A 1,103-nucleotide genomic window follows, 5' to 3' on the forward strand; every position below is an offset into this window, starting at 1 on the left:
AAGGGGCTGTCTAACAAGTTTAGATGGCCCCTTAAAATTTTTTTTAGTGCCCAAATCCATAAAATGGATAGTTTTAATAACAAATAAGGTGCAAATATTTTGCAGAATAAGAGACGATTTTCTATATTTGAAAAACGAAAGATACGCAGTCAGAGCTGTTTATCTTAGCAGAGATCAACTAAATATTCGAATAACCATTGATAAACAGTCGAGGTGCGTGCACATAGTGCGCGGTCCTTGACCAGAATGGTTATTACATTTAGTCGATTGATCTCTGCTAATTGTGAAAGTCCCGCGCACTTATTTTGAAAGTGCATAATTCAAAATAAATGCCGGACAATGAAGAATCACAATTGCTACTATCCGCCATCCTCAATGCAACGAGGACGCCGGATTGGTCTTTATCCCACTTGCATAGTTTCGGGAGTCAAATTTCATGTAGGCGAAGTCTATCTGTTTCATTGCAGCGATTCTCGCTGCCCCGGTTCGAGTTCCCTGTGGGGTCAGTACGATAAGCATTATCGAGGTCGTCTCTATCTTGAATCGAGCAGTCGAGATTTGCGAATATTTGTAAAGTGGCACATCTTGCCGCTTCGGTACCGTTATTGTCGCAGAGCGAGCCGCAGTGAATTCCGCGATTATATTTTTGCTTTGTCGTGGAGTGAAATCCGCAGTCTGTCACCCCCGTCTTCTCATACCTGCAATTCATAGAATCCCTTATCAGGGAATGTAGTGACGCGCTCGATGCAGGAGGGAGAGGCTGAGAGGTCTCTCCCGTTTCGTGCCGTCCTTGTTCGATGCGGGGGGGGGTAAAAGGCAGGCTTTTATTCTGATTTACAGAACAAAAGCCTTTGTTATACGGAGAAAAATCGTATATTTGTTTTGCTTAACAATCATATAACGACCGTACAACGATGGCGAAGATAGCATTTAAATCGGACAATCAAAAACAAAGTCTGCTTTTACCGCCGAGTCTGGACGAATTAATACCTCTTACGCATAGCGTGCGAGTGGTTAACGCCATTATCGACTGTCTGGATGTAGACGATATTCTTCATACTTATCGCGGAGGCGGTAACAGCTGTTTCCATCCTCGTCAGATG

Annotated in this window: 1 pseudogene; it reads left to right on the forward strand. The window is 43.4% G+C overall.

The window, feature by feature from the left end:
• Positions 1-914: 914 nt before the first annotated feature.
• A pseudogene (locus BN3659_RS13340) lies at positions 915-1,103 on the forward strand (IS5/IS1182 family transposase); the annotation flags it as partial.

This window comes from Alistipes sp. CHKCI003 (assembly GCF_900021155.1).
In the GTDB taxonomy this organism is placed as follows: domain Bacteria; phylum Bacteroidota; class Bacteroidia; order Bacteroidales; family Rikenellaceae; genus Alistipes; species Alistipes excrementavium.